Here is a 25289-nt window from a genome sequence, read left to right as displayed (position 1 = left end):
ATGATTGAGCGGCTCAAAAGTACGCTAAGAGATACTTTTGTCTACAGCTTGAGCAATATGGCGCCCAAACTAATCGGCGTCGTACTCCTTCCGGTTTATACGGCTTACCTGACGCAGCAGGATTTCGGTAAATGGGACTTGCTCGATATCACGACAAACATACTCGCGGAAATCTTTCTGCTCGGGCAAGCCGCATCGATCATATTTTTGAACAACAGTTCGGAGTACAAAGCCAGGAAAAAAGACGCTCTTTTTACAATCACTCTATTCGTTGTTTTCGTATGCTCTCTCCTGATTATGGCGGGCGAACTTTTTATAAATACGTACAACGATTTGGAAGCCTCCCTATTAATCAAACCTGTATACATAAGACTTATAGTATGGATAGTTTTTTTTCGCACTCTCAATAATCTTTTTTTGTCGAAATTTCGGGCAGAAGAAAGGGCGTTTTTCTATACCGCCGTAAGCGTAACAAAATTGATATTGATCGCAGCCGGCATCATATATGCGCTGACGGTATTGAACAAAGGACTGGAAGGAATATTTACAGCCACATTGATAGGCGAAGCCGCTACGGCTCTGTTCCTGCTTATAAAATTATTGAACCAGATGTCGCACCGTTTCGACAGCGAACTTTTGAGAGTATCGTTCAAATTCGGATTCCCTTTGGTATTTGGCACAATCGGCATTATGCTTCTGAACCTGAGCGACCGCTACATCATAACTTATTTACTCGGTCCGGAATCGAACGCAATTTACGGTTTGGGATACCGCATAGCCGGCGTGCTCAATATGTTTTTGATAATGCCTTTTAGTTTGAGTCTGATGCCCGTGGCTTACAAATACTACGGCCAAAAGGACGACAAAAGATTTTTCAGCAAATTAATGACGTATTCCGCTTTCATGTTTCTTTGGGGAAGCGTTGCAATTTCGCTCTTCAGCAGAGAAATCGTTGGTATATTCGCAGAAAAACCGGAATATTTTTCCGCTTATATGGTTGTGCCGGTTATTTTGATTTCATATTCTCTCAGCGGCATGCGTATTACCGCATCGCTTGGAATGATGCTCACTAAAAACACAAAACATATTGCAACCATTACATTGAGCGCTGCATTTCTGAATATTGCGCTCAATTTTATTTTTATTCCTAAATACGGCATTATTGCAGCCGCATTCAACACTTTGATTGCCTTTGTGATTTTTTATCTGGCGACGTTAATCGTATCCGACAAGCATTTTAAAATACCGTACGAGCGCAAAAAAATTTTACTGTTGATTTTTTGGGGAATAATCTTGTCGGCTCCGGTTTATATAATGCCTCAGGGCACAATTTATTTATTTGTAAAATTAATTTTGACAGGGGCTTTTCCGTTTATACTTTTGCCATTCGGCTTTTACGAGGAACGGGAGTTGGAATATATTAAGAGTCCCAAGAAATTGATAAATCTTATAATCAATCTGGTAAAAAAATGAAAAGAGTAAATTTGGACACACAACAAATTTCAGTTATTATTTGCACCTATAACCGAGAAAAGTACTTACCAATAGCTTTAAATTCATTAAAAGAACAATCCTTAGATAAAAACAAGTTCGAAATAATAATAGTTAATAATAATTCGACAGATAATACAGAAACCGTATGTAATGAATTTATTAAACAAAACCCAGAATTAAACATTAAATATTTCTTAGAAACGCAAAGAGGTTTATCTGCAGCTAGAAATAGAGGTATAAAAGAATCATCTGGAACAATAGTTATTTTTATAGATGATGATGCAGAGCTGACAAAAAATTATCTTCAAGAAGCTATTAATTTTTTTAACGAGTTCCCTGAAGTGGATGCAATGGGGGGAAAGATTATTCCTAAATATGAAGATAACAAAGAGCCAGAATGGATGTCACTCTTTTTATGGGGCTTAGTTACTAAATCCGACTGGGGCGATAAAATAAGAAAATACCCTTATAGTAAATACCCTCCAGGTTGCAGCATGGCCTTCAGAAAGAGTGTATTTAACGAAACAGGATTATTTGACACCGAACTCTATTCTAGATGTGATGATAAATATATATTTTTGCAGCTAGATAAAAACAAAAAAAAATATTTATACAATCCAAAGTTTATCCTATATCACCATATTGATAAAAGCAGATTAAATCCGGAATCTCTCAAAAGGATTGCTCTTTTAGTTGGGTCAAGTGAAAGAGTACGATTACGGAATGCAAAAAAAATAAGAAAAATTCTAAAAATACTTGAATATATAATTAAATTATTCATCGGAATTATAGTCGGTATTTATTTTATTCTAACAAAAAAAAGTAAAAAAGGAATATATTTAATAAAAAACAGATGGTTTACACTACAGGGGTATTTTAATAAGGATTTAAGATGAAACTTGATAAAATTAGTGCCTTTTTTGAATTAACAATTCAGACTTTTTTTTCACTCGCTAAAGTAATTCTTCTGTCTAAAATTAATACAAAAATAACGAGAATTAAAATTCCGAAAAAAGAATGCATAATACTAGCCAATGGTCCTTCCTTAAATAAAGACTTAGAAATTTATAAGAGTAAACTTAATAATTATAGTTTATTTTGCGTTAATTTCTTTGCATTATCAGAACTATATCATTCAATAAAACCGGATTTCTATATTTTAGCGGCTCCCGAATTCTGGATGAAAAAGACAACTGATTTTATGAATCAGCAGAGGAACCGATTAACGAAAGCATTACTAGAAAAGACGGAATGGGAAATGATTCTTTTTTTACCTTACAGGGCTGCAAAATCACAACTTTGCATGGAAGTCAAAAAAAATAAAAATATAAAAATTGTTTTCTTTAACGACACGCCTGTTGAAGGTTTTAGTAAACTTATTTTTATATTATTTAAATACAACCTTGGCATACCGCGCCCTCATAATGTATTAATCCCGACAATTTGTTTAGCAATTAATTTAGGTTTCAAGAAAATACTTATAGCCGGAGCTGACCACTCGTGGCATGAAGAAATAAAAATTGATGATTCAAATTTTGTTACTATTAACCACGAACATTTCTATGATAAAAACGAGGTTCGTATGCCCATGTATAAACTAGATGGTAAAACTTATCACATTCACGATATATTCAGAAAATTATATTACGCATTTAAAGGATATTTTATTTTAGAAAAATACTCTATATATAGAAAATCTTCTATAGTTAACATTAGTACTAAAAGTTATATTGATGCATTTCAAAGAAAAAAATTGTAAATTATCGTAATCATACGGTTCAATATTTCAAGCACAAACAAAGCGAGGGCGTTATGTGTAGAAAAAATATTATACGGTTGTTAGTATTAGTGTTATTTTATTCTTCATCAATTATAACTGCACAGTATACATGGGTTCCAAAAGAGAGCAATACAAAAAAATTGCTTTATCTACCTTATTTTATAAGTAAAGATACCGGAATTATAGTGGGACAGTGGGGAACCGTTCTAACAACTACTGACGGCGGGAATACCTGGAATCACCAAAAAAGTAATTCTCCTCATTCCCTTACGTCTGTTCGTCTTTTTGATAATTTGAACGGTATTGCAGTTGGCGCTAGCGGCACCATATTAAAAACCTTTGACGGCGGAAAAACTTGGATTAACCAACAAAGCGGCTTTTATGACTACTTTTTAACAACGCTCTCCTTTTACGACTCACGCATAGGAATGGCAGCAGGGCAGAATGGCTTAATTATAAAAACTTTGAATGGCGGTAAAAACTGGGAATTAATTAATACACCGATATACGAATGGTTTTACGGCATTTATATGGTCAGTGAAAATATTGTCACTGCCGTGAGTTTAGGCGGTAATATTATTAGATCAGAAAATGGAGGGTACAACTGGTTAATTCAAAATAGCGGAGTCAAAGAAGATTTATTCGGTGTTTTCTTTACTTCACCTCAGGACGGGATTGTTATTGGTGATAACGGCACTATTTTAGTTACTAGCGACGGCGGCCATACGTGGATTAAGACAGAAAGCGGAACAAGTTCATGTCTTAGAGGTATCTATTTCCTTGATAAATACAATGGAATTGTAACAGGAGAGAATGGTGTTATCCTTAAAACAACCGACGGCGGCTTTACATGGGAACAAATTAGCAGCGGCACTAATTCGGGTTTAATAGGTATCTATATGCTATCATCTGATTATGGATTTATAGTAGGTAGAGATGGTACCATATTAAAACTGGAACGCGCAGATAAATATAAAATAACCGTTGTATCATACCCGACAGGCGGAGGCAACGTAACCGGCAGTGGTGAGTATACATATGGACAACAAATAGAAATTAGCACAACTCCAAATGAATATTATGATTTTTTATATTGGTCAGAAAACGGCACCGTTGTTTCTTATGAAAAAAAATACTCATTCGTTGTAACTTCAAATAGATATCTTGTAGCTAATTATTATACGCCTTATCCGGTATATTCTCTTGATCTTCAAAGCGAACCACCAGACGGGGGAACTGTAGAAGGAGGCGGAACTTATAGAGAAGGACAGCAAGTAACCATCTATGCAATACCTAGCGAATTCTATAATTTTCAGTACTGGTCAGAAAATGGGCAGATTTTTTCATCAGAACTAACGACGGATGTTACTGTCGATCGTAATAGAAAGATTACTGCTCACTTCAAACCAATACAAAAGCTATTTAATGTATCTGCCGTTTCAAGTCCATTAGAAGGTGGAATTATAGAAGGAGTCGGCAAATACCCTTTGAATTATTATGCAGATCTTAAAGCTAAAGCGAATCCCGGTTTTGAATTTATGTATTGGAGCGATGGCGTTAATGTCCTTTCGTATGATTCTGTTCTCACTTTTCAAGTATTAGCAGACACAAATTTAATTGCTTATTTCTATTCCCAAAATAAACCGACTCTAAAAATTAGCCCCGATATTGCTATGTTTGTTAGCCATTTTGAAGGAGAAGCATCTATAACAGTAAAGAATATATCCGGTGGCACCATGAATTGGAGCGCCATTACGCATGACGACTGGCTTCATATAATTAATTCTCAAGGTATTGACGACGATAATATTCACTTTATTTATGATTTTAATCCATATTTATATGACCGGAGTGGATACATAACAGTCTACGCACCAAATACAATTAACAGTCCTCAAATACTTCAGATTATACAGTCACGCTTCACAAATATTAATGATAATGCTGCTCCTATTACATATTCTTTATCACAAAACTTCCCCAATCCCTTTAACGCTTCTACAATTATTAAATATTCTATACCTAAATCCGAATTTGTTACTATTAAAATCTACGATTTAATAGGACGAGAAATAACCACGTTGGTAAACGAGAATAAACAGCGTGGAAATTACGAAGTTCACTTCGACGCATCCGATTTAGCCAGCGGAGTATATTTATACAGTCTGAGAGCGGGTAAATTCACGGAAACCAAGAGACTTATATTAATAAAATAAATATCGGCCGTATTTTTGTTGATTGAGTTTCTTATTTTTGCAGCATGAAAAAGAACGCAATACTTTTGCCCGGATTGGATTATCAGGTCGAAAGCTTATTCAAACATCTGAACTCGAATCCGCAAAAAATTCTTGTTGCCGGCAGCGGAGCCTTCTATGCGGCTTCGAGAATTGCCGCTCATTTCAACACACCGGCAGATATGATCGTGGAAGATTACCAGTCGCTGCTGGAAGCCCGGCTGGTCAGCGAAAACAATCCCTCTGTAAATATCAAAATGATGAGTTTTGAAAATACGGATTACGGCGACTCCGAATTCGATTTGATTTACGCTCAGGCGTCGGTTTCAACGCCCGACAGAAACAGAATTATCAAGGAATTTAAAAGGATATTAAAACCCGGCGGATATTTATACGCGGGCGAAATTGTTCATCTCTCGGACAAATATCCCGCTTTTATAAAGGACATATATGAAAATTCTTACTTAAATCCCTTGCGAATCGACGAGATGAGAAAATATTATTCCGAAAGAAGATTCAAAATTATTTACGAAGAAGACCTGTCGCATACTCTTAAAGATTATTACAAGGAAATCGACAAGCGTCTGGACGAAAGTAGAACCGAACTGGAACCTTCCGAAAAAAGTTATTATAAAAAAATCATTAACCGGATAAAACATGAATCCCACGCCTATCTAAATCTGGGCGGAAACAAACATATCGGTTATTATCTTTTCTTATTACAAAAGGATTAGAAATTGAAAAAAGGCGACATTTTAGAGCTCGAAATTTCTTCATACGCATTCGAAGGCAAAGGAGTTTCCAAAATCATAAAAGAAGTCAATCCCGTCAATCCGGATAATTCGAAGCGTTATGTGATTTTTGTAAAGAACGGATATCCCGGGGACGTTGTTAAAGCGCGTTTGAAAAAAATAAAAAAAACATACGCGGAAGCGGAAGCCGTATCGATTTTAAAAAAATCCCCTTACAGAACTGACCCGAGTTGTAAATATTTCGGCGTTTGCGGCGGATGCAAACAGCAGGACCTCGACTATAATATGCAGCTCAAATACAAAAACGACCAGGTTAACGAAATTTTTCATCATATAGCGGGGTTGTCCGATTACGAAACACTTCACATTGTTCCTTCCGAAAAAATCTTCTTTTACAGAAACAAGATGGAATTTTCTTTTGCCAACAAACGATGGCTGTCGGAAGACGAGATCAATTCAATGCAGGAAATAAAAGACAAGAATTTTGCTCTCGGTCTGCATATTCCGGGAATGTACGACAAAGTGCTCGATATTGACGAATGTTTTCTTCAATCCGAAATCAGCAATAATATTTTGAATTTCACACGCTCTTTCTTCAAAGAAAGAAACGCAACAATCTATTCTACGGAAACACATACCGGTTACCTGCGCAACCTGGTAATAAAACAGTCCTTTCACAAAAACGATCTTATGGTAAACCTGGTAACTTCGGAAGAAAACCCGGAATTAATGAAAGAATACGGCGATTTAATTCAATCGAGTTTTCCCGCCGTTACAACATTGATAAACAACATCAACAAAAAGAAATCGCAGGTGGCAGTCGGCGACTATGAAAACGTTCTCTTCGGCAGCGGCTTTATTTACGATACTATCGGCGAAAAAGTTTTCCGAATAAGCGCCAATTCATTTTTCCAGACCAATACATTGCAAGCCGAAAAACTTTACAACGTCGCGCTCGAATTTGCAAATCCGAAAGGGAACGAAATTGTTTACGACCTTTATTCGGGCGCGGGTACAATTCCGATTTTTATTTCCGAAAATGCCGGGTTTATTTACGGATTCGAAAACGTAGAGCCGGCAATTGAAGACGCGCGCATCAATATCGAATTAAATAAGACGGGGAACTTCAAGCCGTATCTGGCGGATCTGAACAAATCCTTTTTGCCTTTAATAGAAGAGAACAAAATTCCATTGCCGGATATTTTGATTGCCGACCCGCCGCGAAGCGGCATGCATCCCAAAACCGTCAACGATATTTTAAGCCTTCGTCCCCGCAGTATTGTTTATATCAGTTGTAATCCCGCCACGCAGGCAAGAGATATAAAACTCCTTTGCGAAGGCGGATATAAGTTAATAAAGATCAGACCCGTTGACATGTTTCCGCATACATATCACATTGAAAACGTAGCTTTGCTTGAATACACAAATTAGAATAGGAGCTAAACATGATAAACAAAACAATAGGCGTTATCGCCTGGCACGACTTAACCGTAAACGACGCAAAAAGCTTAAAGAGTTTCTACGAGAAAGTTGTCGGATGGAAATCTCAACCCGTAAGCATGGGAGACTACGACGACTATAACATGATTATTCCCTCGGAAGGAAACCCCGCCGCAGGTATTTGTCACAAAAAAGGCGAAAATGCAAATCTCCCTTCGCTGTGGATGGTTTATATAAACGTAGAAAACCTGGACGCCGGCATTGAAGCCTGCAAGAGCAACGGCGGCAAAGTATTGTCAGGCCCAAAAGTAATTCCAGGTATGGGAAAATACTGCGTTATAGAAGACCCGGCGGGCGCCTGCTGCGCTCTGTTCGAACACGAATGAATTGAAACTTTTCAGCGGTTCGAAAAATAAAAATCTGGTCAGGTCAAAATTTTCCGAGAAAAATGAAAAACGATTTGATAAAAAAACTCGAATCAACTTTCAGATATTCAAGTTCACCCGACGAACTATTCGACGCCTTTACGGAAGCGGTTAGAAACGGAATCGACGATCTGGAAGTTTTTAAAGTTCTGCTTGGCAATCCTACATTGAGCCTCGACGAAATCAAAATGTATACGGAAAAACTTATTCGCGATTTTAATCATAAAAAATACGACCTTTCGCTATGGACAGCGAAAATACTTGAAAACAACTCCGATGAATACGATTATCTTGAAAGCGCAATCGAATACTACAAAAAAGCGATGGAAGCAAATCCTGCGTCGCACGAACCGTTAACGGATCTTCTCGGTCTTTACAATTTCGACCTCGACCTGCCGACGAATTCAAGGATAATTGAGATTGTAAAATCGAACGTTAAAAACGTGGAACTGAAGAGCAAGGTATACCGTTCGCTGGCTAATCTTTATAAGCGCTTAAAAGATTTTCAGAACGAAGCCCGTTTTACTGCGCTTGCGGAAAAAGCCGCCGAGCAGGAAAGGAAATCGAAAGAGTCTCAATAATAATAACCGATTGTAAAATAGAAGAACGGCTCGCCTTTTACGAGCGTGTTTTTCGGAAGTCTGTCTTTAAAAAAGAAGCTCCTTCCGACCGAGAAGTCAGCCGGACCGACAGGCGTATCGAACGAAAGGGTGGCTCCTATTCCGTGTTTCAGGTCTTTATATCTGACGGCTTCCCGTTCTTCCCATGCCGAACCGATATCGTAACGGAGTTTCAGATACGTATCAAAAAATATTTTCACGGGCAGTTTATATCTGTATTCCGCCGATACGCTCAAAATTTGCCTTCCTCTGTATTCGTCGTTACGAAATCCGAAAAACATATTCTGCCCGCCTAAAGAAAATTGCTGCGTCAGCGGCAATGTGTTGTCTGCCACGCCTATTGTAGTCCTGAAAGTAATCGTATGCGAAGACAACGGGCTGAAGACATTTTTGTAATCGAAAAATAATTTTGTGTAACTGACGTCGCCGCCCAGCGCCGCTTGCGCCGTTTCGTAATAAGTTCTAAGATAAACGCCTCTGGTGGGAAACGGATAATCGTTTTGCGTGTCGACGGCAATCGAAAATCTGAAAGCGGAAATTATAGCGCTCCCTGTCAGTTTCTCCGCGTTCGATTTATTTTTAATCCGGTCTTTCTGAAAACGAGCTTCCGCCATTACGTTGCCGATCCTTTTTACCTGCGCGCCGATACCGAATGTTCCGCCGTAAAATATTTGTCTGTATTCGCCCGATTTAATCCTCCTGAATTGATTAAACGCGGCGGTCGAATCGTCTTTATAAAAATTGACGTCGTTAAATTCATAAAACGCTCTTACTTTGTACGTCATATAAGTGTCAAAAACGCGGTTAGCTTTATGCTCGAGAATAAACGACCGGTTTCTTATTCCGCCGGCAATAATTGCTCCTATTTCCGTTCCAGTTCCGTTGAAATTTTCGTCTCGTATATCGACGGAAAACTGTGTAAAGTTTTCGTTGTCTACCCGAATTCCGAAACGAACGACGCTCGAAGGACGCTCTATCATTTTAAGCGAAAGAATATTTTTTCCGCTCTTTCGATCTACCGTCAATTCGATTTGTTCGAACAAATCCGTGCTTCTAAGATTCATCAAACCTTTTTCGGCGTCTTCCAATTTAAACGGTTCGCCTTTTTTGACCGGAAATTCACGAAGTATGATTTCTCTCTTCGCTCTGTATTTACCGGTTAATTTAACTTCGTCAATTACGCCTTCTTCGATAATGAATTTAAGCGTTCCGGTTTGTTCGTCGAAATCGACCTTATTTATTTCGGCAATCGGAAAACCGGAACGGCGGTATAAACTCATAATTTCCAGAGCAATGCCAAACAAATGTCCGGGACTGGCGGGCTTTCCTATCTGTTTCCTTGCGATCTGCATCAATCGATATCTCGAAACCGCGGAATCTCCTTCGAATTCGATTTTCATAACGGAGGGATATTCGTCCTTGATTAAATTCAGGTATGTCGTATCGTTGAAAAATTCGAGTTCGAAAGCGGCGTCTTTAAGTCCCAAATCTTTTTTTATCTTGTATAAAATTAAACTGAGATCGACGTTGTCAATACTGACTAAAACCGTTCTGTTGTCGAAATATTCGTCAATTCTGTCTGCGGGATTTATTTTTACATTACGATAGACTTTGTCGTTTTTTAATTTTCTTCTCAAATATTTTAGATAAAGATTTCTAATTTCCGTTTCTTTTTCCTTTGCGGCGGCATAACCTTTTTCTATCAACTCATCGATATTCCTGAAATCGGTATTTCGTATTCCCGCAAGGTCGGGCTGGATAATAATGTCGGCGCTTTCGAGCTGTTCTTTGTTCAGCATGTGCATCGGAATGCTGATCAACTGGTCGGCAAGCGCCCACGGATAATTGAGTTCGCTTTCCGAGTAAAGAGGGCTAACGGCATTTCCGGCAATTACAATGTCGGCTCCGAGACGACGCGTTTCTTTAACCGGAATATTAGCTACGATTCCTCCGTCGACAAGAGTCAGAGAATCGTACTGAACGGGGGGCAAAAGAAACGAAACGCTGGAACTGGCTTGCATGGCAAGTCCCAATGAACCTCTGCCAATAATTACTTCCCTGCCGTTAACGAGATCGGTGCATACGGCTCTGTATTTATAGATCAATTTATCGAAATCATTTGCTTTAACGGGAGCGTTCAATGCCAGTAAATTCAAAAACGCAGAACCTTTCAAGCCAGAATTGAGCGAGCGAGGTATAATCGGCTTTAAACCCTCGAGTCTTAAAGACAAAACCGCTTTGTCCTGCGTAATCTTCTGGTCGACGAACAATTCGTTTCTGTTGGAGCTTTCCGAAGTGAACAGTCCGTTCCAATCGGCGCTCGAAGCAATTGAATCGAGATAATCGACCGAGTATCCCGAGGAATAGAGTCCGCCGATAATGCTGCCCATACTCGTGCCCACAATCATATCGATAGGCAGATCAATTTCTTCGAGGAATTTCAAAATACCGATTTGAGTCAATGCCCTGGCGCCGCCTCCGCTAAGCGCCAATCCGACGCGCGGTCTGCCGGCGGGAATTTGTTCTTCCAGTCCGAAAGGAAGACTTCTGCTTTCGAGCTGCAGGCGCAGCGTGTCGCTCCGCTGCGCCATGCTTAAAGTCAAACAAGAAAAGAAGAATGTAATTAAAAGACGTTTCACATTTCGACTCGTAGTCGATTATTTTTTTCTTTTTTTGGATTTCGGTTGAATCTGTTTCTGAGCCTGCGCCTGCTTTTCGGCGGCTTCGAGCATGCGCGCCATAAATCCCTGCTTCTTTTTCGGATTGGCTACGGGCACAAGTTCCATATCGTCTTTTTTATGATTGATATAATACTGTTGTCCGATCGAGAGTAAGTTAAACATGAAATAGTAAAGATTAAGTCCCGAAGGAAATCCCATAAACATTAACGTAAACATCACGGGCATTATATAAACCAGCGCCTTTTGCGAAGGATCTTTTACGCTCTGTTTCTGCTGAATAAACATTGTAATACCCAACAGAAGCGCCAATCCGCTGACGACGTCAATATTAAAAATCGGAACTTTAAAGGGCAATTTAAAGATTACGTCGGGCGCGGAGAGATTGTCGATCCAGAGAATGAACGGCTGCTGTCTTATGTCGATTGCCACATTAAACAAACTCCAGAGAGCAATCAGAATAGGCATCTGAAGCAGCATCGGGAAACATCCGCCCATCGGATTTATGCCGTACGTCGAATAAAGTTTCATCGTTTCCTTTTGCACTCTCTGCGGGTCGTCTTTATATTTTTCTTTCAGCTCGTTAATCTTCGGCTGCAAAAGCTGCATCTTTTTCATCGATTTCATACTCTGCTTAGTAAGAGGATGCAGCGCGAACTTCACAATTATCGAAAGCAATATTATCACGAATCCGTAATTCGGAATGAACTGATGAAGGAATTTCATCAAAGGCAGGAGGAAATATTCCGAAATCGGTCTAATTATAAAAGTCAATCCCAGAAAACTGCCAAAATCGACAAGCGCCTCAAAACTTCTTCCGTATGTTTTCAACGTATTGTACTCGACTGGACCGACGTAAAGCTTGAACGAATCTTTTTGATAATTTTGATTCTTGAAAGGGACTTTGAGGCTAACGCTATAATATTCCCTTACGTCTTCGCCTTTGACTACATGTGTGCCTTCGACGTAAGCGCCGCCGTCGTCGTTAGGATTATTCGGAGAAATAATAACGGAGAAGTATTTGCTTTTTACTCCAGCCCAATCGACTTTGCCGTTAATATCTTTCGACACTTTTTCATCCGGGCTTGAAGCGTCGATAATAACCTGCTCGCCTCCCGCATAAACAGCCGCATTTGAATAATGCGCTTCGTCTACCGAATTTTTTTCCGTGAAATTTATTCCGTTCGTCCAGGCGACGTCGTATCTGAAACTGCTAATTACATCCTGGAAATTCGAGAATTCGATATCGATATCGGCGGCATAATCGTCGCCGAAAAATTTGAATGTTTTTACTATTTCTTTTCCGTCGGTCCCTTCGAATTTATATTTAAGCGTCAACGAATCGTTTTCTTCGACTTTATAAAAATAATTGCCGGCGTCCGACGAAAAATCGAGGCTTGAAGTATTTACAAGTTTTCCGTCTTTAGTAACAAAAATCAAATTGAAATCGCCGCCGTTATCCGGATTAATCAACTGGACGTGTCTGTTATAAAAATCGTTCTCGTCGAATTTTTCGTGATACCAGGTTTCATAATTCTTAAGATAATATTTTCTGATCTTTGCGCCTTTGCTGGTCAGTTCGATTCTTGCAAGTTTCGTATCGATTGTAATTATTTTTTCTGGAAGCTGCGTCGTTCCGAAAGGAAGACTTTCTTCTTCGGTCGTTTCTGTCTTTGTTTCCGGCTTTTCCTCATTTTCAACCGGGAGAGTATCCCTTACAGTCGTTGATGTATCCTGAGCTACTAGCGTGGAATCTGCCGCTTCCGGTAATGCGGGAGGGGGAGTAGGCGAATTAAGATAGAGCCATACTACTAAGATAACTCCTATAAGTATGAATGCAATTGTTGATTGTCTGTCCATAAAATTACCTTTAAAATTAATCGAGAGGATCGTAACCGCCTTTATTGAACGGATTACATCTTAATATTCTCCAGATAGATTTAATGCCCCCTTTGAATACACCGTATTTAGTAAACGCCTGCACCGAGTATTCCGAGCATGTTGGATAAAAGCGGCACGACGGCGGAAACATTGGGGAAATTGCTTTCTGATAAAATTTAATTAAGTAGATAAACAGATACTTCATTTTGATTCGAGCCTGTCTTTAACTTTTTTCATCAAATCGACTACTTCCGGCATAACTTCGCTCAATTTGACTTTTTTATTTCTGGTTTGATTCATCGTATGAGATGCGAATACAAGCAGCAATTTGAGATTATTCTCTTTGCACAATTCCGTCAATATCGATTTATTAAGACGATACGACTCGCGCATCAGCCTTTTGATTCTGTTTCTCCAAACAGCTTTGCCGCTTTTTCGAGCTACCGCATAAGCGGTTTTAACTCCGGAGTCTTCCGCCTGAGTTTCGGCATAAAAAATTACTTTCAACTTTTTAGAAGGAGAGATTAATACGTTTCCTTTATTGTAAACTAACTCGAAATCTTTTTTTCGTTTGATTCTTTCTGCGGCAGAAAGACCATATTGCTTCAAAATAAACCTCTTGGAAGTCCCGAAAATATTGGGGACGGTAAAATTATCTCTCGTCGCTTACTGTCAGTCTCTTTCTTCCTTTTGCTCTTCTTCTGGCTAATACTTTACGTCCGTTCTTAGTGGACATTCTTTCGCGGAATCCGTGTTTGTTCTTTCTTTTTCTGTTGCTCGGTTGAAATGTTCTTTTCATAATTCACCTAATTTAATCGTTCGAAATGTGCAAAAGTAAACATTTTAGACGTAATTAACAAACCGAAGCGGGTTTGTGTACGGACATAAAAAAGGGCGGCAATCTCAGCGAACTGCCCAGCCGATAAACAGTCCGCCGAAAAAACCGCCGCCTTATTATCACTTCAACAAACAGAGTGCCAGCCAATCAAGGCTTGTTTTCTTCGTTTTCACTCGCTTTTTGTCAAAATAACTGGCTTATTATGAGCCTCTTTACCAAAACGAGACATTTTGTACGATATTGTAATCATTATTTATTTAATATTAATGCTAAAAAACAGATTACTTTTGATTATTTTTGCAACCGAAACGAATTAAAAGAGTCTAAAGGAACCAAACCGAAATACGGGAGAAAAAATGTTTTCTTTGTTGCTGATTTTATTTATGCAAATCTTCGGAAACAATACAGAGGCAGCCGGCAGCTCGCCCGCAATCAGAGCGTTAAAGCTTGAGAACTCAGAAATTCAATTGGACGGCAGAATAACAGAATCCGCCTGGAATTATTTGCCTGTAGACAATTTTACTCAGCGGGACCCGAACGAAGGGATGCCTGCTTCGGAACGCACCGAAGTTTGGATCGCCTACGACGACGAGTATTTATACGTAGCCGCTAAATTGTACGACAGCCGCCCGGAACTAATCGACGCGAGTCTGACGCGTAAAGACAATTACATCCTTTCGGACTGGTTCGGATTTTATGTGGATCCGTACAACGATAAAAAAAGCGGTTTCTTTTTTGCCGTTAACGCCGGAGGCTCTGTTATCGACGGCATTCTTTTCAACGACAGCTGGGACGACGATACTTGGGACGGTGTTTGGGAAGCTAAAACAAGCATAGAAGATTTCGGATGGTCTGTGGAAATGAAAATTCCATTTTCTCAATTACGCTTCAAAGAAGAAAACAAAATGAAATGGGGCGTGAATTTTGCTCGCGAAATCAAAAGGAAAAACGAACGCTCTTATCTCGTTATGGTGCCGAAAAACGAGAGCGGCTTTGTTTCCCATTTTGCAACTCTCGAAGGCATTAACGGAATTAAACCGAAACAAAGGATTGAAGTTCTCCCTTATCTGCTGCAAAAAACTCAATTCTTAGTTCACGACGCAAGCGATCCTTTTTATAAATCGAATCAGTTTAAAACTTCCGCGGGAGCCGACGTTAAACTTGGCATCGGCTCTAACCTCAACATGAATTTAAGCATAAACCCCGATTTCGGGCAGGTTGAAGTAGACCCCGCAGTTATTAATTTATCGGCTTTTGAATCCTACTTTAGCGAAAAAAGACCTTTTTTTGTCGAGGGAGCCGACTTGTTCTATTTCGGGATAGGCGGCTCTAACAGCAATTGGAATTTTAATTTCGGCTGGCCGGAACTTTTCTATTCTCGACGAATCGGCAAATCGCCCACCGGCGACCTGCCGGACGATTACGATTATGCCGACTACCCGGGCGAATCAAGAATACTTGGCGCGGCAAAAATATCGGGCAAGTTGGATCCGGCAACTTCTATCGGGGCTGTTTCCGCCCTGACCGAAAGAACTTATGCGAGAATTTATTCCGGCGATAATATTTCGGAAATAGAAGTCGAGCCTCTTACGCATTACGGAGTTCTGAGAATTAAGAGAGAATTCAACGAAGGCAACCAGTCGCTCGGTTTGATGGTTACATCGGTAAATCGAGACCTACACGACAATAATCTGAAGGATCAGCTCTCCAAACAAGCCTATACGGTGGGACTCGACGGGTGGAGCTTTCTCGACAGCGACAAACAATACGTTTTATCGGGCGCGTTTGCCGGTTCTTATGTCGACGGCTCTAAAGAGTATATGATAAATCTCCAGGAAAGACCGCACCGCTATTTTCAACGTCCCGACGCTTCTTTTGCGCGTCTTGATTCGAATCGGACTTCGCTGGCGGGATATTTTGGCCGGGTCATGTTAAACAAACAACACGGCAATTTTTATTTCAACACGGCGTTTGGATCCGCTTCTCCCGGATTCGAATTTAACGATCTCGGGTTTCAATGGCTGGCAGACAGATTAAACGGGCACGTCGTTTTGGGTTATCGCTGGTACGAACCGGCAAAAATTTTCAGGGAAAAATTTATTTACGCAGCTCATGCTCGATCGTTCGATTACGACGGAAACCTCCTGGCGAATTTTTTATGGTTCAGAAGCGGGGGCACTTTTCATAATTATTACAATGTTCGAATCGGCGGGCATTATTCTTTCGAAAAGTACACCAAAAATCTTACGCGGGGAGGACCGCTGGCAATCGACCCTGCAAATTATTCGATAAGATTTTCTTTCGGCACCGACAACAGAAAGGAAGTGGCTTTCGATTTTGACTATGATTATTCGGCAGACCGAGCGGGCAGCAATTCGAACGAAATTCAGCTCGAAGTCGACTGGAAACCGACTCCTCAAATCAATTTTATCTTCGAACCCGAATACAGATTCGGTTACGAAGCGCGACAATGGATCGACGCATTCGACGACCCGACAGCCGCGGCAACTTACAACAAACGTTACGTTTTCGGAAAAATTAAGCAAAACACTCTCTCTGCAAACATACGACTAAACTGGACTTTTACTCCGACACTGAGCCTTCAGCTTTATCTGCAGCCGTTTTTTGCCGTCGGTAAATACAGCGAATTCAAAGAACTTGCTCAACCGGGAACCGACGATTTTATAATTTATACGCATGTCAGATATGACAATGAAGAGGGGATTTATTATATTGACCCCGACGGAAGCGGAAACGCGGAAGAAATCTCTTTTGAAAACCCCGATTTCAATTATAAATCTCTAAGGGGCAACGCTGTACTCAGATGGGAGTTCGTACCCGGCTCCGTATTTTACTTCGTGTGGTCTCATAACCAAACCAATTACGATTATGCGGGCAATTTCGATTTCTCGAGAGACATTAAAAGTTTATGGCAGTCAACTGGAGACGATATCTTTTTGATTAAATTTTCATATTGGATAAATATTTAGTGAAAGGCAATCTCAAATATTTTTTGCTGATAATCCTGCTGTTCGGGTGCGAAAGAAGCAGCGACGTTATCGCCCCTTTGCAATCCGAAGTTGGTAAATTAATCGACTACGAAAAGATTGCCGCGTACGATTCCGAGCTGTTAAAGACTCTTGCATCCGAATACGACGACGCAAGCATATCTAAAATCACCTCGGGAAAAATAATTTACGGCGTCGAAGTTTATAAATTAATTTATAATACCGTCGGCTACGACAACAAAATAGAATTGGCGTCCGGCGTTGTTTTTATTCCGCTCGGAGTTAATAATTTATCGACAATAAGCGTACAACACGGAACGCAGGCTAACCGCAACAGAGTCGGTTCGGTGAATCCCTTGTTTGCTTTCGAAGGACTAATTGCCGCCGCGCTCGGCTATTACGCTTGCGAACCCGACTATCTCGGTCTCGGATTTTCCGGGATTGTACATCCTTATCATCATTATCAAACTTCCGCAAATACGGTTATCGATTTTTTACGCGCGGCAAGAGAATTCGCAAAAATTCGAAACGTACAACTCGACGACAAATTATTTTTAGCCGGCTATTCCGAGGGAGGCTATGTAACGATGGCGGCGCAACGAGAAATCGAGCTTCATTACAAAAACGAATTCAATCTTACAGCCTCCGCTCCTATGGCAGGCGCATACGACCTCGAGCTTACAGCCGGTAAAATTCTGGAAAACGATCGCTATCCGCAGCCGGCTTTTTTGGCTTATCTGATTTATGCTTATTCAAAAATTTATAAATGGAACGACTTGAATTATTTCTTCAACGAGCCTTACGCCTCCGCAATACCCGGACTCTTCGACGGTTCGAAAAATACAGGAAAAATTAACGAATCTCTGCCGACCGACCTTAATGCGTTGTTGACGCCTGAATTCCTAGCTTCGATACGAAACAAAACCGAGAAAAGGCTCCTGCCGAAATTAAAAGAAAACAGTTTGATTAATTGGACGCCTTCAACGCCCACAAGACTTTATCACGGCGGCAAAGACGACTTTGTGCCCGTTGAAAATTCGTATATGGCTTACGATTATTTCTCTATGCGGGGCGCAAACGTTGATTTGATTATTATACCCAACGGAACTCATTACACAAGCGCAATACCCGCAATTATCGACTTAATACCCTGGTTCGATAGTTTTAGCCAAGCGCGATTTTACGTACAAAATTAAACCGCGCCGAGAAGAAATTCTTTGAGGTCGTTGTAATCCGAACCTAGTTGAACGCTTTTCTTTTGTTTATTCATACAAGCTGCAAGTCTCTCAGGAATTTCCACTTCGATGCCAAGTTCTTCTTCGATAACATCTTTGAATTTTGCAGGGTGCGCAGTTTCCAAAATCACTTTGTTAAATTTAGCGGCGGCGCTAAGTGTTTCGTAATCCCTTACCGACATATACCCAACCGCTCCGTGCGGATCGATGACGTAACCGTATTTTTCGTAAACTTCTCTGATGCCCTTTCGCGTTTTTGCGTCGTCGTACGAATTGGAATGAATGTCGCGCTGAATATCGGAAAGTATGTCGTCGTATAATTCGCGTATACGCGCTAGATTGCTCGGATTCCCGACGTCCATTGCGTTCGAAAGAGTTTGAACCGAAGGATGAGGTTTAAATATTCCGCTGTTGACAAAATCGGAAAAGACATGATTGCTGTTGACCGCGCCGATGAATTTTGTAATCGGGAGCCCCATCTTTTTTGCAATCAATCCCGCCGTAAGATTGCCCAGATTGCCCGACGGCACAGAGAATACCGAGTGAATCGATTTATTCCGTATTTGTTTATAAGCTTCGAAGTAATAAAACGATTGGGGCAGCAGTCTTGCGATATTAATCGAATTTGCGGAAGTCAGATTCAATTTGGAAGTAAGTTCCCCGTCGACAAATGCGCTTTTCACCAATCTCTGGCAGTCGTCGAATGTTCCGTCGATTTCGAGTGCGGTTATGTTTTTGTCGAGCGTAGTCAACTGCTTTTCCTGAATTAAACTTACCTTTCCCTTTGGATAAAGAATAAAAACATTAATGCCGGGCGTTTCATAGAACCCGTACGCTACCGCGCTGCCGGTATCCCCGGATGTGGCCACAAGAATATTCAAACTGCTTTCTTTTTTCTTTACAAAATACCCCATGGTTTTAGCCATAAACCGCGCGCCGAAGTCCTTAAAGGCAAGCGTAGGCCCGTGAAAGAGTTCGAGTATCATTAAATCTTCTTTCAGGCTTACAAGCGGCGCGGGGAAATTGATTGCGTTTCGAATAATATCTGCAAGGTCGCTCTCTCCTATTTCATTGCCCGCAAACTTTTCGGCTACCCTGAAAGCGATTTCCTGAAATTCGTAGCTCTCAATCGAGTCGATAAGTTCCTGCTCAAGGACGGGAATTTCGACCGGCATAAAAAGACCGCCGTCTTTTGCCAGCCCTTCCATTACCGCCGTTTCGAAATCGACAATGTTATTTTTATCGTTCGTACTGTAGAATTTCATTTTAGAACCACCGGGCCTTTTTGATTAATTTTAGAAACATATGTTTTGCCTTCGAAACCTGCGGATTTAACGGCTTTCAGCATTGCTCGCGCAATTGCCCTGGCGTCCGATTCGCTTCTCGAAAATGCAAACATCGACGGACCCGAGCCTGTAATGTTGCAGTTAATCGCTCCTTTTTCGAGAGCGGCGTTTCTCACGTCGTCGTAACACGGTATCAATGCGGCTCGTTTCGGTTCGGCAAAGTAATCGACAATCGACCTGCCGATCAAATCGTAGTCGGCGGTAATCAAACCGGCTATTAAAGCGGAAGCATTGCCCGCCTGCGCAATTGCCTTTTTCATACTGACGTTCTTGCTGATAAGTTTTCGGGCTTCGCTGGTTTTTATTTCAATATTCGGATAAACGATTGAGCAGTGAAGATCTTCGGGATAATCGATTTTTATTATATCGATCGGGTTATAACTCCGGATCAATACGAAACCGCCGTAAAGACAGGGAGCAACGTTGTCGGCATGAATGCTTCTGCTTGCGATAAATTCGCCTTTAAGAGCGTGTTCCAGCAGTTCATAACGGGACAATCTCAATTCGAGAAGTTCATTGAGAGCAAAGACGCCCGCTACGGCGCTCGCGGCGCTCGAGCCCAATCCGCTGCCGATCCCCATTTTCTTGTGTATCGACACATCCATGCCGGCATTGATTCTGTACTTCTTCAATAAAGAGAGCATTGCGCCCGTGGTTGTATTCTTTTCCGCTTCATAAGGAAGGTTGCCGTTGTCGCCCGAAATTTTCACGATGCGAATTTCTTTCCTGTCGGTCAATTTAACCGTAACTTCGTCTCCGGGATTATGAAGAGCAAATCCCATCATATCGAATCCGGGACCGACATTTGAAACCGACGCGGGAGCGAATACTTTAATCGATTTAGAGCTCATCGAAATACCCTTTGGCTTTCATTAATTCGGCAATCAATATCGTGCCTCCCGCGGCGCCTCTGATAGTATTATGCGAAAGCGCCACAAATTTATAATCGAAAAGGGAACACTCCCTTAGTCTGCCTACCGAAATCGACATTCCTCCGCCAAGATTGCGATGAATTCTCGGCTGCGGATAATTTGCCTGCTCTAAATAGACTATCGGTTTTTCGGGCGCCGACGGCAGATTCAATTCCTGAGGCGCCGCTCTGAAATTGTTCCAGGCTTCGATTATATCTTCCGGCTCGACTTTGGTTTTCAGTTTAACCTGAATATTTTCCGTATGACCGTCCAGAACGGCGACTCTGTTGCATTGCGCGCTTATTTTAATATCGGCGTATTCAATCGAATCGTCTTTCAAATTACCGAATATTTTCAGAGGTTCGGTTTCCATTTTTTCTTCTTCTCCGCTTATATACGGCACTACATTATCCAGAATGTCCAGACTCGGCAGTCCGGGATATCCGGCTCCGGATACAGCCTGCAAAGTAGTCACATTAACAGCTTCTAATCCGAAATTATCCAGCAGAGGTTTGAGCGCAAGCGCCATTCCGATTGTGGAGCAATTCGGATTGGTTACAATAGCTCCTTTATGTTTTTGAGCTTTTATAAGTTCTATGTGTTCGTAATTAATTTCAGGTATAATTAACGGAACGTCTTTGTCAAAACGGTGATTACGCGCGTTTGAAATCACAATGGATCCGTCTTCGGCGTACATTTTTTCGATATCGCCCGCAACAGAGGAATCGAGTCCCGAAAAAAGCACTCGCGCCGTCAAACCCGGTTCGCATTTTTTAACGATCATATTTTCTAATTTCGGAGGAATCGGAGAAGTCATTATCCAGTTGACCGCGTCTTTGTATTTTTTTCCTGCGGATCTGTCCGATGCGCATAGTTCTACAACTTCAAACCAGGGATGATTGGCAAGCAATTCGATAAATCTTTGTCCGACGCTGCCGGTCGCTCCCAATACAGCCACCGGTATTTTACTTTCATTCATCTTTTCACCGTTTTCTTGTTATTAATAAACTTTTATGAAGCACATTCAGGGCTTTCGTAATATCTTTTCTGTCGACTATAAGCGATATATTCAATTCCGACGAACCCTGAGCTATCGCAATAATATTAATATTGTTTCTGCCGAGCGCCTGAAATACCCTTCCCGCAATGCCGGGTGTGCGTCTCATGTTTTCTCCGACCACCGCTATAACCGACAGATTTTCTTCCAGCGAAACCCGGCTTATTTTACCTTCCATAATTTCGAGTTTGAATTCCTCTTCGATAGCTTTGACCGAAATTTTTCCCATCGCAGGAGGAATTGCAATACAAACGGAGTGCTCCGACGAAGCCTGGGAAATCAAAATTATATTCACATTATAACGAGCCAGAGCCGTAAACAATCTTCCGGCTATTCCCGTTACTCCGACCATGCCGCCGCCGGAAATGCCAAGCAATGTAATGTTGTCGATTGAAGAAATTCCTTTTACGGTCATGTCGGAAGTCTGTTCACGTTTGACGATTCTTGTGCCCGGGAATTCCGGATTGAATGTGTTCTTAATTACAATTTCAATATTCTTTTTCAGCGCGGGCAGAAGCGTGGGCGGATAAATAACTTTCGCTCCGAAATGCGAAAGTTCCATTGCTTCTTCGTAAGTAACGCTGGGCAGGGGAAATGCATTTTTTACTTTGCGCGGGTCGGCAGTTAAAATGCCGTCGACGTCCGTCCAGATTTCAATTTTCTTTGCATTCAGAGCCGCTCCGAAAATCGAAGCCGTATAATCCGAACCGCCGCGACCGAGCGTTGTAATTTCGTTGTCGGATGTCGATGCGATAAAACCCGTAATAATCTGCAATTTTTTGCGCTTCGAAAAATATCTTTTGATCTTATTATAAGTTACCTTTTCGTTTACCTTTGCATTGCCGAAACTGTCGTCGGTTTTGATCAATTTACTGGCGTCCAGATATTCGCAGTCAATTCCCCTTTTTTGCATCGTATAAGAAATTATAGCGCACGATAATTTTTCTCCGAAACTTTGAATAAAATCGAGAGTTTTGGGAGAGACTTCTCGAACTAGATAAGCGCCGTGCAGAATTTCTTTCAGTTCTTCAAACAAGCTTACGAGCAGTTTTTCAATGCCGGGCAAGTCTTCGTTCCTGTTCAGATCTGCGGCTACTTTCAGATGCCGTTCGACGAGGGAATCGAAATCGTCTTTGTAAGAAATATCTCTGCCGTCGGCTTTGCGCGCAATTTCAATCAACTTGTCCGTAACGCCCTGAAAAGCCGAAAAGACGACTGCAAATTTTTTTCCGTTATTCAGATAATACTTCGAAAGAATATCGATTACGCCGTTAATTCTTTCCGAACTACCTACACTTGAGCCGCCGAATTTTAATATTGTCATACTCATATACCTGCTTAAAATTAATTAATGAAAAAGCTGGGATTGAGCGCTGAATATCAGCACGTCGTGACATGCGTTTGCGTGGATGTCGTTCTTGTATGCAGTTCTCTGTTTTTGCCGCGCGGGGTAGTCGGCAAATAATTATGAGGGGTTAATATTTTGGAACCGCTCGATTGCAATTGTAAAATCTCAAAATTTTGGATTTTATTATAAGAATCGTTCGGGACAGTTTCAACAGATTTTCTTAAAAAACCTTAATTTTTTTGGTTCAATGCCGAGAATACATCTTCTTGGTTTTCCGTGGGCAGGCTGCAGGTAAAATCTTTGCAAAGATAATAGATGGTCTTATCCGAATCGAGTTTATAGTTTTCAATCCAGGGCGCTCCTTCGATCAATCTATCAACGTTATTTCGATCAACATGAATATAAAGCAGGTTCGCATTACTTCTTAAACGCGATATGAATTCGCCCCGGGGTTTATTTCCGCTTATCAGCAAGAGAGACGCATCTTTTGAATACATTTTTATAACGCCGCGCAAAAAATACGTATATCCGATCGCGCTCTTATTTAACTTGGATGCGAAAGCTTTGATTGTATTTTCAGCCGTCTGCCTGTACGAATTATTTCCCGTAATAAAATATAATTCGATCAGATTCGTCAATTGAATCGAATTGCCCGAGGGAACGGCTCCGTCGTATGCGTCTTTTACTTTTATCGAATCCCCGCCGGGACTATTGAAATAATATCCTCCTTCCGATTTATCTTCGAGTTTTTCGGAAAGCAGCTCGTTTAATTCCAACGCCTTCAACAAATACTCTTCATTCAATGTGGTTTTATAAAGCTCAAGCGACGCTTTGATTAAATACGCATAATCGTCGAGAAAGCCTGGAATTTTATTTTCGGGATAATGGTACAATTCGCCGTTGACAAACGCATGCTGCAGCAGATATCGGTAAGCTTTTTCGGATGCTGCGGTCATCTCGTTATCTTCAAGAAGACAACCGGCATAAGCCAGCGACGAAATAATCATCGAATTCCAGTCGGTTAATATTTTTTCGTCGCGCATCGGATGAATTCGTTTATTCCTGGCTTCGAGCAAAATTTTTCGTATCGTGTCAAATTTGTTTCGTCCGTATTTATTGTACAGTTTATCGGGTCTTTCTCTCAGATATAAAATATTCTTACCGGTGGGATTCCCGGTCGATTCCTCGCGGTGATTGCCTTCGTCTGAAAAGTTAAATATCTGTTTTGCAATTTCGTAATCGTCACCGACAAGCGTTTTAATTTCATCCGAAGTCCAGAGATAAAATTTACCTTCTTCCCCTTCGCTGTCGGCGTCGAGCGCGGAATAAAACGCTCCCTCAGGAGAAGTCATTTCGTTTTTTATAAATTCATAAATTTCATTAATCGTATCTGCATAAAGGGAGTCGCCGGTTTTTGCAAAAGCGTAAGCATAAGCTTCGATTAAAGCAGCCTGGTCGTAAATCATTTTTTCGAAATGAGGCAGAAACCATTTTTTGTCCGTTGAATAGCGATGAAAACCGAATCCGATTTGATCGTATATTCCGCCCTTTCTCATTTCCGTCAAAGTCTTTTCTGCCATGTCGTCGGCTTTGGGATTATTGAGGTCGAGAAGGAACAGAAGATTGTGAGGCGCGGGAAATTTGGGAGCGGTACCGAATCCGCCGTATTCCGCGTCGAAATTCAACTTTAAGGTTTCGAATGCTTTGCCGGCAACCGAAACGTCAAAATCTTCTCCGGCAAAAGAACCGAAGTGTTTATTTATCGCCGATACAATTTCGTCTGACGTTCGCAGCAAAGCGCTCCTGTCTTTATTCCACAAGTCGATTATGCGATTCAGCAAATCGACAAAACCGATTCTTCCGTAATAGGAATACTTCGGAAAATAAGTTCCTGCATAGAACGGCTTTCGGTCGGGAGTTAGAAAAATCGAAAGAGGCCAGCCGCCTCTGCCCGTTATCAACTGGCACGATGCCATATAAACGGAGTCTATATCGGGGCGTTCTTCCCTGTCAACTTTTATCGAGACGAAATTTTTATTCAGGAGTTCGGCTACTTCTTCGTCTTCGAACGATTCGTGAGCCATAACATGACACCAGTGACATGTAGAATATCCGATAGAGAGAAAAACGGGTTTGTCTTCCCGTTGCGCGATGCGGAAAGCTTCGTCGCCCCAGGGATGCCAATCGACGGGATTATTGGAGTGTTGTTTTAAATAAGGCGATTTCTCGTTTATTAACCGAT

At 41.1% G+C, this 25289-nt stretch carries 19 protein-coding genes and 1 pseudogene; 10 read left to right on the top strand and 10 right to left on the bottom strand.

The features are described from left to right. From ACSSWA_RS09570 to ACSSWA_RS09535, 8 genes and pseudogenes are all read left to right on the top strand, one after another. The gene (locus tag ACSSWA_RS09570) at positions 1 to 1473 is read left to right on the top strand and encodes an oligosaccharide flippase family protein (protein WP_437356342.1); all 1473 of its coding nucleotides are present in this window, start codon (positions 1 to 3) and stop codon (positions 1471 to 1473) included. After that, positions 1470 to 2390, top strand: a complete 921-nt coding sequence (locus ACSSWA_RS09565) for a glycosyltransferase (protein ID WP_437356341.1) — start codon at positions 1470 to 1472, stop codon at positions 2388 to 2390. Before ACSSWA_RS09570 ends, ACSSWA_RS09565 begins: the two co-directional genes overlap by 4 nt. Next, complete coding sequence (locus ACSSWA_RS09560; protein WP_437356340.1) at positions 2387 to 3253, top strand: 6-hydroxymethylpterin diphosphokinase MptE-like protein; 867 nt, start codon at positions 2387 to 2389, stop codon at positions 3251 to 3253. Before ACSSWA_RS09565 ends, ACSSWA_RS09560 begins: the two co-directional genes overlap by 4 nt. Before the next feature lie 53 nt (positions 3254 to 3306). Continuing rightward, positions 3307 to 5490: an InlB B-repeat-containing protein gene (locus ACSSWA_RS09555; protein WP_437356339.1), complete on the top strand. Its 2184-nt coding sequence runs from the start codon at positions 3307 to 3309 to the stop codon at positions 5488 to 5490. Between the two features lie 44 nt (positions 5491 to 5534). Further along, positions 5535 to 6242 carry a class I SAM-dependent methyltransferase gene (locus tag ACSSWA_RS09550; RefSeq protein ID WP_422880839.1) on the top strand — a complete coding sequence of 236 codons (708 nt, stop codon included), beginning with the start codon at positions 5535 to 5537 and terminating at the stop codon, positions 6240 to 6242. Positions 6243 to 6245: 3 nt separating this feature from the next. Then, positions 6246 to 7619: pseudogene (rlmD, locus tag ACSSWA_RS09545) on the top strand (23S rRNA (uracil(1939)-C(5))-methyltransferase RlmD); the annotation flags it as partial. A gap of 86 nt (positions 7620 to 7705) precedes the next feature. Further along, on the top strand, positions 7706 to 8086 hold the full coding sequence (locus ACSSWA_RS09540; protein ID WP_437356338.1) for a VOC family protein: 381 nt from the start codon (positions 7706 to 7708) through the stop codon (positions 8084 to 8086). Between the two features lie 62 nt (positions 8087 to 8148). Continuing rightward, positions 8149 to 8706 (top strand): hypothetical protein, encoded by a 558-nt coding sequence (locus ACSSWA_RS09535; protein ID WP_437356337.1) that lies wholly within the window; start codon positions 8149 to 8151, stop codon positions 8704 to 8706. Here ACSSWA_RS09535 and ACSSWA_RS09530 read toward each other — a convergent pair. Genes ACSSWA_RS09530 through rpmH form a run of 5 tightly spaced genes read right to left on the bottom strand, consistent with a single transcriptional unit; the run spans position 8700 to position 14103 of the window. Continuing rightward, the gene (locus ACSSWA_RS09530) at positions 8700 to 11384 is read right to left on the bottom strand and encodes a BamA/TamA family outer membrane protein (RefSeq protein ID WP_437356336.1); all 2685 of its coding nucleotides are present in this window, start codon (positions 11382 to 11384) and stop codon (positions 8700 to 8702) included. The genes ACSSWA_RS09535 and ACSSWA_RS09530 overlap by 7 nt on opposite strands. Before the next feature lie 18 nt (positions 11385 to 11402). Continuing rightward, positions 11403 to 13283, bottom strand: a complete 1881-nt coding sequence (gene yidC / locus ACSSWA_RS09525) for a membrane protein insertase YidC (RefSeq protein ID WP_437356335.1) — start codon at positions 13281 to 13283, stop codon at positions 11403 to 11405. 16 nt (positions 13284 to 13299) lie between these two features. Then, positions 13300 to 13509 carry a membrane protein insertion efficiency factor YidD gene (yidD, locus tag ACSSWA_RS09520; RefSeq protein WP_437356334.1) on the bottom strand — a complete coding sequence of 70 codons (210 nt, stop codon included), beginning with the start codon at positions 13507 to 13509 and terminating at the stop codon, positions 13300 to 13302. Next, positions 13506 to 13913 (bottom strand): ribonuclease P protein component, encoded by a 408-nt coding sequence (gene rnpA, locus ACSSWA_RS09515; protein ID WP_437356333.1) that lies wholly within the window; start codon positions 13911 to 13913, stop codon positions 13506 to 13508. The genes yidD and rnpA overlap by 4 nt, the downstream gene beginning before the upstream one ends. Positions 13914 to 13956: 43 nt before the next feature. Then, a complete protein-coding gene (gene rpmH, locus ACSSWA_RS09510; RefSeq protein ID WP_014855813.1) occupies positions 13957 to 14103 on the bottom strand; it encodes a 50S ribosomal protein L34 in 147 nt (48 codons plus the stop codon). A 395-nt stretch (positions 14104 to 14498) separates the two neighbouring features. Between rpmH and ACSSWA_RS09505 the strand changes: the two genes are divergently transcribed. Further along, positions 14499 to 17132 (top strand): DUF5916 domain-containing protein, encoded by a 2634-nt coding sequence (locus ACSSWA_RS09505; protein ID WP_437356332.1) that lies wholly within the window; start codon positions 14499 to 14501, stop codon positions 17130 to 17132. Beyond that, entirely contained in the window at positions 17132 to 18346 is a 1215-nt protein-coding gene (locus ACSSWA_RS09500; protein WP_437356331.1) for a lipase family protein, read from the top strand. Before ACSSWA_RS09505 ends, ACSSWA_RS09500 begins: the two co-directional genes overlap by 1 nt. On the opposite strand, the gene thrC is transcribed toward ACSSWA_RS09500, so the two are convergent. From thrC to ACSSWA_RS09475, 5 genes are all read right to left on the bottom strand, one after another. Further along, entirely contained in the window at positions 18343 to 19650 is a 1308-nt protein-coding gene (gene thrC / locus ACSSWA_RS09495; RefSeq protein ID WP_437356330.1) for a threonine synthase, read from the bottom strand. The genes ACSSWA_RS09500 and thrC overlap by 4 nt on opposite strands. Then, positions 19647 to 20582: a homoserine kinase gene (locus ACSSWA_RS09490; RefSeq protein ID WP_437356329.1), complete on the bottom strand. Its 936-nt coding sequence runs from the start codon at positions 20580 to 20582 to the stop codon at positions 19647 to 19649. Before ACSSWA_RS09490 ends, thrC begins: the two co-directional genes overlap by 4 nt. Then, the gene (gene asd / locus ACSSWA_RS09485; RefSeq protein WP_437356328.1) at positions 20572 to 21621 is read right to left on the bottom strand and encodes an aspartate-semialdehyde dehydrogenase; all 1050 of its coding nucleotides are present in this window, start codon (positions 21619 to 21621) and stop codon (positions 20572 to 20574) included. Before asd ends, ACSSWA_RS09490 begins: the two co-directional genes overlap by 11 nt. A gap of 4 nt (positions 21622 to 21625) precedes the next feature. Then, entirely contained in the window at positions 21626 to 23023 is a 1398-nt protein-coding gene (locus tag ACSSWA_RS09480) for an aspartate kinase (protein WP_437356327.1), read from the bottom strand. 254 nt (positions 23024 to 23277) lie between these two features. After that, on the bottom strand, positions 23278 to 25281 hold the full coding sequence (locus ACSSWA_RS09475) for a thioredoxin domain-containing protein (protein WP_437356406.1): 2004 nt from the start codon (positions 25279 to 25281) through the stop codon (positions 23278 to 23280). Positions 25282 to 25289 lie beyond the last annotated feature (8 nt).

The organism is Melioribacter sp. Ez-97, assembly GCF_051488665.1.
Classification (GTDB): Bacteria; Bacteroidota; Ignavibacteria; order Ignavibacteriales; family Melioribacteraceae; genus Melioribacter.
This window is presented reverse-complemented; position numbering and strand designations above follow the sequence as displayed.